General features: G+C 42.6%; 8 protein-coding genes. 4 read left to right on the plus strand and 4 right to left on the minus strand.

All coding sequences use genetic code 11. The annotated features are described in order from the left end of the window. Positions 1-185: 185 nt before the first annotated feature. From AC37HE_RS12990 to AC37HE_RS13000, 3 genes are all read right to left on the minus strand, one after another. Positions 186-1,451, minus strand: coding sequence for an IS4 family transposase (locus AC37HE_RS12990; protein WP_500783276.1), 1,266 nt, complete (start codon positions 1,449-1,451; stop codon positions 186-188). A gap of 690 nt (positions 1,452-2,141) precedes the next feature. Continuing rightward, complete coding sequence (locus AC37HE_RS12995; protein ID WP_500783277.1) at positions 2,142-2,834, minus strand: LCIB family protein; 693 nt, start codon at positions 2,832-2,834, stop codon at positions 2,142-2,144. A gap of 28 nt (positions 2,835-2,862) precedes the next feature. Continuing rightward, entirely contained in the window at positions 2,863-5,631 is a 2,769-nt protein-coding gene (locus AC37HE_RS13000) for a phosphoenolpyruvate carboxylase (protein ID WP_500783278.1), read from the minus strand. Positions 5,632-6,009: 378 nt separating this feature from the next. On the opposite strand from AC37HE_RS13000, the gene AC37HE_RS13005 reads away from it, so the two are divergent. Both AC37HE_RS13005 and AC37HE_RS13010 read left to right on the plus strand, forming a co-directional pair. Continuing rightward, entirely contained in the window at positions 6,010-6,597 is a 588-nt protein-coding gene (locus tag AC37HE_RS13005) for a TetR/AcrR family transcriptional regulator (protein WP_500783279.1), read from the plus strand. Between the two features lie 132 nt (positions 6,598-6,729). Continuing rightward, positions 6,730-6,924 (plus strand): hypothetical protein, encoded by a 195-nt coding sequence (locus AC37HE_RS13010; RefSeq protein WP_500783280.1) that lies wholly within the window; start codon positions 6,730-6,732, stop codon positions 6,922-6,924. A 408-nt stretch (positions 6,925-7,332) separates the two neighbouring features. Here the strand turns inward: AC37HE_RS13010 and AC37HE_RS13015 are convergent, their stop codons facing one another. Beyond that, positions 7,333-7,908, minus strand: a complete 576-nt coding sequence (locus AC37HE_RS13015; RefSeq protein WP_500783281.1) for a Pycsar system effector family protein — start codon at positions 7,906-7,908, stop codon at positions 7,333-7,335. 205 nt (positions 7,909-8,113) lie between these two features. Here AC37HE_RS13015 and AC37HE_RS13020 point away from each other — a divergent pair, with 205 nt between their 5' ends. Continuing rightward, positions 8,114-8,695 (plus strand): TetR/AcrR family transcriptional regulator, encoded by a 582-nt coding sequence (locus tag AC37HE_RS13020; protein ID WP_500783282.1) that lies wholly within the window; start codon positions 8,114-8,116, stop codon positions 8,693-8,695. A gap of 45 nt (positions 8,696-8,740) precedes the next feature. Beyond that, positions 8,741-9,832 (plus strand): alkene reductase, encoded by a 1,092-nt coding sequence (locus AC37HE_RS13025; protein ID WP_500783283.1) that lies wholly within the window; start codon positions 8,741-8,743, stop codon positions 9,830-9,832. Positions 9,833-10,130: the final 298 nt, after the last annotated feature.

Here is a 10,130-nt window from a genome sequence, read left to right on the forward strand (position 1 = left end):
AGGGAAAAGGTGCACTTACGGCAGCCCGTCTTGGAGATACAAAAAAAGCAATTGATATTGTTTGCAATAATGTTCCCAATGCAAAATTCAATAAGAGCGGTTATGTGTGTCGCCCCAAAGAGGGGATTAAAAATTAGTGGTGGTCGAAAGAAATACAAGGTGATGGCAATTTTGAATGGACAAAATCATGGAACTGAAAATTGATTAAAATAACCATTATTAATCAAGCTTGGGTTGCCTCCACATTCCTTAACAATAACGGCTATAAGTGTTTGCCATAGCTCAATTGTAAATCTTCGTTTTGCTGTTTTGTAGCCTACTCCGTTAAGTTTTTTATAGAGCTGCAACAGCATGGCAGCAATAAGTGTCATATAAAGCATCACTGTTATCCCATTTTTACTGACAGATATAAAGTGACTAGCATTTAGTTCTTGTTTAATAAAACGGAAGAAGACTTCGATATCCCATCGTTGCCTATATATTTTGGCAATCTCTTTTGGGGAAAGAGCCAGGTTGTTTGTAAAAAAATAGAAGATATTCTCTTTCTTCTTGACTTTACCTTTATTATCAGGAGGCGTAGTATCTATTTTTTCTTTTCGTTCTGCGATAATTAAGCGGTAAATGTTTGTTTGATCAACGTTGTTGTCTTTATACAAATGGATAATCTGACTACTTATCAGGGTTAGTTCATCCAAATCTCGATCTATCTCGGTCAATGTGTCAGATGTGATAACTTCAAACTTTCGATTGGTCTTTAGCCTACCAACAAAGTCAATTTCTTCTTGATTTAGTTTTGCAAAGGTTTGGCTTGCAGTAACTCCTCTATCAAATGTATAAATGTTTGTTTGAGAGCCGTCTTTAGACGCATTTTTAAGAACCACTTCAGGGATAGCCCTATCTTCACTTGCATAGCTTGGATCAGTAAAAATATCAAATGCGCATGCCGTTAGCCCATCAAATGCGGCAGTAAATTTTATTTGCTTTACCGAAGCTCCTTTGTTTTTCTTTTTACTGCCGGGAGAAAGACCTTCTTTAAGTTTGTTACATGTCTCCGCAACCATGCTGCTATCAACCCGGATTATCTTTTGTTTTAATTGTTCCTTCGCTGAAAAGAATTTTGAGAACTCGTTGTAAACACCCTCGTAAGCCAATCGAAAGAATTCTGTATCAATGGTGGACAATCGGGTTGATATGGAACTTCGGGATATTTTCATGTCTGCATCGTAGCTGAATAGTGATTTAAACAAATCGCTATTAAACAGATCCTCCAAAGTTCTCTGACTTGTCCGATCTGTAGTAAGCAGTCCATACAGGAGCAGGTTGAAGATTCGCTTGCCATACAAAACTTTAGCACAATAATCAACTTTAGTATCCATACACAACCGACTTAAAAGCTCGTCTGGTACTAAACCTAAAATTTTTTGAATATTGATTTTTTGTCCTGAAAACATTTTTCTTCATTTTTCTGACAAAGAACAATAGATGAAATCAGACTATCAACCTGGACACTAATTATTTACAAACTCACGTATTAATTTTTGTTGATAACCATTGAAAATTAGAAAATGCTAAGAATCTTTCGACCACCACTAATTACAAATCCTTGACTGGTTGCGTTCGGATTGCAAATCCGAACGAGCGGGGGCTATTGCGGGTGTCTAGTTACTGGTTATTGCGACTGCGACTGACCACTTTCCTGCCAGCTCCCTTTTGGAATTTAAAGCTTAGAATTTGAGTCAACTTGAAGCTCCCTCAATCCTTCATTCCATCTATCCTTCAATCATTAGATTCGTCATTGCGAGGACGACACAGGAGGACGCGGAAATCTTTTCGCTTCGTCCAGCATCGCGTGATCGGAAGGGAGTGTTCTTTCTACCCAAATTGGACCCCTACAGGGTTAAGTTAATCCCACGGCGATGCCGCGGGCTATTGCTGTCAGCCTGTTGGGCTGTTTCTTGCCGCTCCTCATTCCAACAATCCAGTGATCCAATTGAAATGTAAAATATAGAATAACCAATAAAAAATGTAGGAGTAAGAAAGCCAATAGGCCCGCTTCATCGGGGATTGGTTACTTGCTACTTTTTGCTGGTAGTCTGACTATCCAATCATCCAAAAATCCGACTATCTGAGGGTTCAACTTCCTAAATCACATCGAAAGCGCGAACCTGAATATAGTCCGGCATCGTTAAAGGGGTATTCAACACCACCCCACCCAACAAATACATCTGCCGGGCTGTAAACTGTTTCTTAATCCGTTCAGCCTGCTCAAGCACAAACAACCGGCTTTCGTCGAATATGATATCGATTAAATTCAATTCCGGTGTCAATTTCGAGATCTGATCAATCTTTGGCAAAAAAAACTGCTTAATTCGCCATTGCTGATAGTCGTTATAATTGATTTCCGGAACTGCAAAATCCGAATCCACCAATTGCTGGTATGCTCCCAAAGCCGCACCACATGAAAGCGTGCCGCGCTCTTGCCCCGGCCGATGAACGTATCCGTTCCTTTCGCCATTAATTCCCATATGCGGACCGTAAAAAATGAAAGCGTTCCCATCGTCGGGAATGTGATCGCCAAAAGCATTAAAACCGGTTACTCCGGTAAAGGGATAACCACTAACGCCTCCAAGCGCAAAAGTATGTCCATACAGTTCCCGGATCTTTTCAATAACCGGGTTATTCAATTCATCCGGGCAAAGCGAATACGCTGAAATCGTTTCATGCAGTTCTACGCCATGCTCTGTTATCATTCGCTGGCAATATTCTTCCAGTACGTCCTCGTAAGGAGTAGCTCCCGGAAAAAGCGAGCTCACTCGCTCTATCGTCTTCTTCATTCTGATTTAATTTGTAATCTGTCCCGAATCACCCCGTTGCTCCAAGTGCATTGGCAATTGCATTGACACACTGCAGCAGCGCAAACAGATAGTGATCTTCATCTTTCGATTTTTCTTTTTTCGCTGTACGCCACTTTTGCAACAACTCGACTTGTGCATCGTGCAGGTTATTCAAGGCCTCGGCTCTTAGTATGGTTGAATAATAATGGTTGATGCGCCGTTCGTTTATTGGTCTTTTCAGTACATCGGCCACCATCTTGCGGGTCAGTTCCAATTCATTTTTGATCACCTCCATGATCCGTTCACGAATCTCCACATCTTCAACCAGAGAAGCATACTTTTCCATGATTCGCACATCAGTCGACGCCAGGCTGCTATCCAGGTTGGTCATCACATAGCGCACAAACGGATCGTACTCCACAAATTGTAATAAGCTATTGTATTCTTCCGGATTCTCATTTTTCAACTCACTCAAGGTTGAACCCACGCCGTACCAACTCGTAATGTTGAAACGCGACTGCGACCAGCTAAAAACCCAGGGGATCGCCCGCAAGTCTTCCATACTGCGTTTTCCGGTACGACGCGCCGGACGGGAACCGATTTTACTCGACTCAATCACATCGATTGGTGTAGCCTGCGAAAAGAAGGTGATAAAATCGGGATCGGAAATCAGTTGACGGTAATAATAACGCCCCCGATCTCCCAAACGACGGAACAAGCTTTCTACTTCCTCGCGTTTCCCTTTGGTATTTTCGTGTAAAACGGTTTGAGCCGTTACACTCGATACCATCAATTCCAAATTGTAAGCAGCATTCACCAGGTTGGCGTATTTACGCTCAATTGTTTCTCCCTGCTCGGTAACCCGGAACTTACCATTAATAGAACCATACGGCAAGGTTTTAATAAACCAGTGACTTGGCCCTGCACCGCGGCTGATACTACCTCCGGTACCGTGGAAAAACCGAATCTTCACACCATACTTGGCACCAACCTCTGTCAGTTCTTTTTGTGCTTCGTGCAAAAACCAGGAACTTGCTAAAATTCCGCCATCCTTATTACTATCGCTGTATCCAACCATCACATCCTGGATGAGCTCACCGTTGGGATTCTCCCAGGATTGCATTTTCAAGCTTTGTTGTACAATCGGGTGTTGGAGGTAATCCTCCAGTATTTGCGGACTCAGTTTCAGGTCTTCGATTGTTTCGAAGAGCGGTACTACCGGCAAAACAGCACCCAGTTTATCGTCTTTCTTAACGATCAAACCAACCTCGCGCATAAACAGGTAAACCGTCAGCAAGTCCTCCGTATTTCGGGTCATACTAACAATCAGCTTTCCGAAAGCATTCACACTGTATTTATAAACATGATCGCCAACTACCTGCAAGGAACCAATTACATTTTGACCTTCCACATCCAGGTTTTGATGCTGCACCAAAAACGGACGGTTAATCTTTAGTTCCTCATCCAAAAATGCCCGCTTTGCTTCCTGCGATTCTTCGATGCGTGCTGCAGCTTCCTCACCAAGCGAAGCGGTTACCAGTTGTTTCAAAGCTTTCTCGTGATAAGCACTGTTCTGACGAATATCCAATTTCGCCAGGTGGAAACCAAAGATTTTCAGAATCCGTTTGGCACGGCCAACATCCAGGTGAGCAACTTCGCCAATTCCACAGTTCTCCAATTCCTCGTAAAGCAGGTTTAAATCTGCAATCAAATCGATAGAACTCCGGTAACTGTTAACGCGGTCTTCCAACTCCAGGTTAAACTCACGGCTCAGATCAATTGGTATTTTCTGAATCATGATCAGCACAAAGGCTTTAAAAACCTCCTCGGCATGATCTTCCAGTTCGACCTCTGCAGCCGGACCAACCTCCTCGCGAAGTTCCTGAATGCGAGTCGTAAATTTCGGACTTACCTCCGATATATTGTGATAGATACTAAGCTTCTGAGCCAGATCTTTCAATTCATTTTTAATGATATAAAAGGCATGGATCCTAAGTTTCTCCAAGGTCTTTTTCGTTATCTCCGGTGTTACCAAAGGATGGCCGTCACGGTCGCCACCAACCCAGTTACCAAACGAAAGTACCGGTAACAAGTCTGAATTATTCAGCACTTTCGGATCAAAACCGGATTCTTTCCAGGCTTGACGTAAGCGCTTATCCAGGATCATAATCACACCCGGGAATACATTGGTCAGGTAGTGAAGAATATTATCCAGCTCTGATTCGAGACGCGGTTTTTCAATATAAATCTCCCCAACATGCCACAGACGATGCAATATTTGCTTGATCTCCTGACGGATATCGGCCTGCTCAATGCGGGTGTACATTTGGTTTTCCCGTTTCACAAGCAATAAGTACAATTTGCGGTATTCCTGCAGCACAACAGCCCGCTTCGCTTCAGTCGGGTGTGCTGTCAATACCGGTTCAACGAGCACTTTCGGTAGAACCTCCAAAATCTGAGCCTCGGTAATCCCCTGCTCTTTCAACTGTTTAAACTGATTTGCCCACAAGCCATTCACCTGCGCCATATCTTCATCTTCCTTGTGGCGCCTGCTCTGCACAGCTCCGTTTACCTCAACCAAATTCAGTAACTGAAAACACATCGACATCATGTGTATGTATTCATTACTGATCAAGTCAGGTTCCGACGGAACAGTCGAGTTTAACCACGGAAGCAAACCAACCAGTTTTTGCTGGTTATTCTCTTCCAGTACTTCTTTAAAGCAGTTTAGTAAAAAGTGAAGATCGTCATAGGGCTTGCCCAATGCATTCTTGACCTGGGTAAAAACAGTGTTCATAGTATATTGACTTATTGGTTTAGAAAACACTCAAATTATGTATCAGTTCACGAAAAGTGTCAAATTAGCCTAGTTTTTACATCCTAAGTGACTCACTAAACTTTCAAATGAGAATACGATCCGGCACAGATACATCTATAAAAAGAGCATCAGAATAAACCGGCATAAAAACGAATGCAAGCAATCAGTGTCCACATCTAACAAGCCATTTTCCCTGTTCCATTCACCAGAAACGATGATTCCATCTTTCACTGCAGCTCAAAACCGGCAAAGCTGTTAATGTTTGTTAAACAGTAGAAGAATTTAAATAGTTGGATATTGTACAAAAAGGAATTCAGGACTACTTTTAGACCAGAAAACTAATTTAGTCGGTTTTAGATGAATTTGAATAAAGATGAAGCAGTACGGGAAGAGATCGTTAACCAGGCGCAAAAACTGTTTCAACAGTATGGGCTGAAGAAAACAACGATGGACGAAATTGCTGCGGCCAGCGGCAAAGCAAAAAGCACACTGTACCACTACTTTACCAGCAAAGAAGAAGTTTTTGACGCCGTTCTTGAGATGGAGTTAACCAGACTTCGGAAAAGGGTGAAAGACAAAGTAGAAGAGCAAAAAACAGTCGCCTGCAAACTCAAAACATATATGATTGAGTTTCAAAAAAGTACCCTATCCATGGCGAATATCTACCGGATTGTGAACAATGTGAACTACGACAAAAGAATTTCCAAAGAACGCTTCGTCCGAATGATGGAGTTTGAAAAGGCCTATATCATTCGAATACTGCAAGATGCCTATGATTCAGGCGAATGCCGATCCATCGAAAAAGATGATTTACCACTGATGGCCGAATTACTACTCGCCGGCTTTTACGGAACCGTAAAATACCTCATTGAGAAAGACAATGAATACGACCAACAAAAGCTGGAACGGATTGCCGATATTTTCACCTCTAAAATGTTTGTCTGAGCAGATGAAAACCGACTAAAATACGAATTCGGTATTCCAATAGATTATAAGATGGATTTGTAAACCAAACGCTTAATGTTATATTTGGCCCTGAATTTGCAAAGTGGAAAGGAAATTGCATAAAACGAACAAATGATGAAAGCAAAAAGAACACAACTTTTCAAGCAACTTAGCGAACAATTAACCAATCAGTCTAAGGAGAATATAACCACCTTGTACCACCATGTTCATTCCATGAAATTGGGGGAAGACTACATCTACAAAACAGAAAAGGATTTTCAGGGCCTTATTAACTACCTGAATCAAACACCAGAATATACCCTTTAAGCCGGCATCCCGATCTTGGTTTAACAAATTTCTTTGCCCGAAACCCGGAGCACCAAAATCATTTATTCACCTTTAACAGTCATTTGGAGATGTGTCACGCGTCATCCAGGCTTTGGCATTGGGCTTTGTGAAGCACAAGCGTTCTTGGATAGCTGTATTCAATGGCTAAAATGGGGATGATTGGTAGAAAACAAGCATAATTCTCAAGAATCGCCAACAATGATAAAAGCTAGAAAGCCTTTGGGATATGCTGTTGTCATTGTTATCAGTGGGTGTCGGGTTGTCTTCAATATATCTCCGAGAAATACGACAAAGGACAGCGTCTTAGCGTTCATCTGTTTTCATGAAAAGAAGGAATCCAGATAACCAAACTTTCCTACCCCAGCCAATCCGGAGCAGGCGGCCCTATTACACAAACAAATAATTCAAAACGAAAACCAGGGCGGCCAGAATAAAGCCATACATGAAAATATTGTAGGCCATGCGCAGTAACTTATACTTCCGGGATAACGATTTCCCCAGATTATACTGATCCATGATCAGGTTTCCATACAAGTAATCGTAATCATCCATCATTTCGCGCATGGCGTCGTGATACTTTGGATAGGGTATCTTGTTAAAATCGCCAAAGAAAAGCAGGTTAACCTTCCGCTGCTTTAAATCCTCGTTAGTCACCTGGGCGGGGTTCATCTCAGGACGGCACGAAAGAATGGCAAAAATCAGCGAAACCAGGCTCGACAAAAACAGAATGACCAGTGCCGGCATAAACTGCATATAATCCATAGCCTGACGGGTGGCAACAGCTGCTGAAACCGAAATTAAGATTGAGTTGATCGATATCAGGATGTTGGCTTTTTTGTCACCAATCGAGCTCAGTCGCATTTGATTACTGGCAGTCAGCCGAAACATCGATTCAATACCTTTTTCAGTTGTTCGGTTGCCACGTCCCTGGTTCTTTGGTCCTTTGATTGCTTCTTGCTCCATCGAAACTAATTTTTAACTATTCTTTCTGCGCTCAAAAATGTAAAAAATATTGGCCAATGGCTATCATACAACCGATATTTCGAATTATACGGTAAGCTTTGTCAGCTATCACAAAACCCCTCAACATTAATTTTTCATCAAGACGATCAAAAAAAAGACCGATTAGTCTTATTTATTAGACCGAATGGTCTATTTTTGTTTCATCATGAGCAAAGCAGAACGTACACGACAATTTATCATCGAAAAAGCTGCTCCCATTATCAACAGGAAGGGCATGGCCGGCGCTTCACTGAGCGATATTATGGAGGCAACCGGATTGGCCAAAGGTTGCATCTACGGGAACTTCGAAAACAAAGATGAGATTTGCCTGGAAGCGTTCAATTATTTGTCTCAAAGCTATGTAAACAGTATGAAGGACTACCTTCAAAGTTACACCGGCGGAAAAGCCAGGCTACTGGCCTATCTCGATTATTCCCTGGACGGAAAACACAGGGATGAAATCGGGGGTTGCCCGGTTATCAACTTTGGAGCTGAGTCCGATGACACACATCCGGCTATTCGCGAACGTGTGAAGCAGGTTATTCAAGCATCCCGCGAATTTATTGCATCGATGCTTCGCGAAGGAGTTGAAGGTGGAGAATTCTCTGAAAGCCTCAACTGCGAAACACAAGCACTCAAGATTTACACGATGCTGGAAGGTGCAGTCATCATTAGCAGAATCGAAAACAACAGAAAACAATTGGAACAGATCGTGGATCTGATTAAAACAGAAGTAGAAACATTTTAAATTTTTTTGCCTGAAAACCGACCAATCGGTCTAAAACGAACAATTATGGGAAACAAATTATTCACTCCGCTACAACTAGGCGCATATACACTAAAAAACCGAATCGTAATGGCTCCGTTAACACGCATGCGTGCAACACCGGGCAGCCTGGCTCCAAACGATTTAAACGTGGAATACTATCGCCAGCGCGCAAGTGCCGGACTAATTATTACTGAAGCGTCCCAGATTTCATCAATCGGAATGGGATATCCGTTAACACCGGGTATTTACAGTGCCGAACAGATTGAAGGCTGGAAAAAAGTTACTGATGCCGTTCATGCTGAAGGTGGAAAGATCTTCGTTCAGCTGTGGCACGTTGGACGTGTATCACACAGCTCCCTACATCCGGAAGAAGGTTTGCCTGTAGCTCCGTCGGAAGTTGCTGCGCCAGGCATGACCTTTACAGCAAGCTTCGAACAGGTTCCCTTTGAAACACCCCGCGCTATAACTGTTGAAGAAATTAAACAAACAATCGCCGATTACCGCAAGGCTGCTGAAAATGCTTTAGCTGCCGGCTTCGATGGTGTTGAATTACACGCTGCCAATGGTTACCTGCTGCACGAATTTATGCACGCAACCAGCAATCAGCGTACCGATGAGTACAACGGATCTGCTGAAAACAAAGCACGTATCGTTCTGGAAGCACTCGATGCCCTGGTTGAAACTTTGGGAGCCGATAAAGTAGGAATCCGCTTATCTCCATTTGCATACCCTTACGGTGAGTATGATCCGAAATCGTACGAGGTTTATCAATACCTGGTTGAAAAGTTGAATGCTTACGACCTGGCTTATTTACACCTGGTGCGTTATCGCCAGGGCGATATTGAAAATGTAACAGCCAAGGAAGAGGCCCTTTGGAAATCATACAAGGGAACCATTATTACTGCCGATGGCTTTACACCGGAAACAGCGGCCGAATATGTTGAAGCCGGAAAAGCCGATGCCATCGCCTTTGGCCGGAACTTCATTGCGAACCCCGATCTTCCGAAACGAATCGAATTAGAGGCCGGGTTGAACGACTACGACCGCGATACCTTTTACGGAGGAGCAGAAAAAGGCTATACCGATTACCCCTTCCTTGAAAAAACAAAAGCCTAAGCGGCTGATAACATACGCCATGACAAACGAAAGGCCGTTCATTTTTGAGCGGTCTTTTTCTTTGCTCCCTGCATTAGGAAACTTGAAACTTGTAACTTAAAAAGATCATTTCCTAAAACTACTACTCTTCTTCCGATAAGTGTTACCCCTCGCCCTACTCCAGGATGTAACTTTGAACTATAATTAAAATCTAAAAAAGATATGAAAAAGTTAAACTTAATTCTGGTAGCAGTAATGCTAATTGGTTCATTAACTGCCAATGCACAGTCAAAAAAAGAATTGACTGATGCAAAAAAAC

The sequence above is a fragment of the Mangrovibacterium sp. genome, assembly GCF_059905295.1.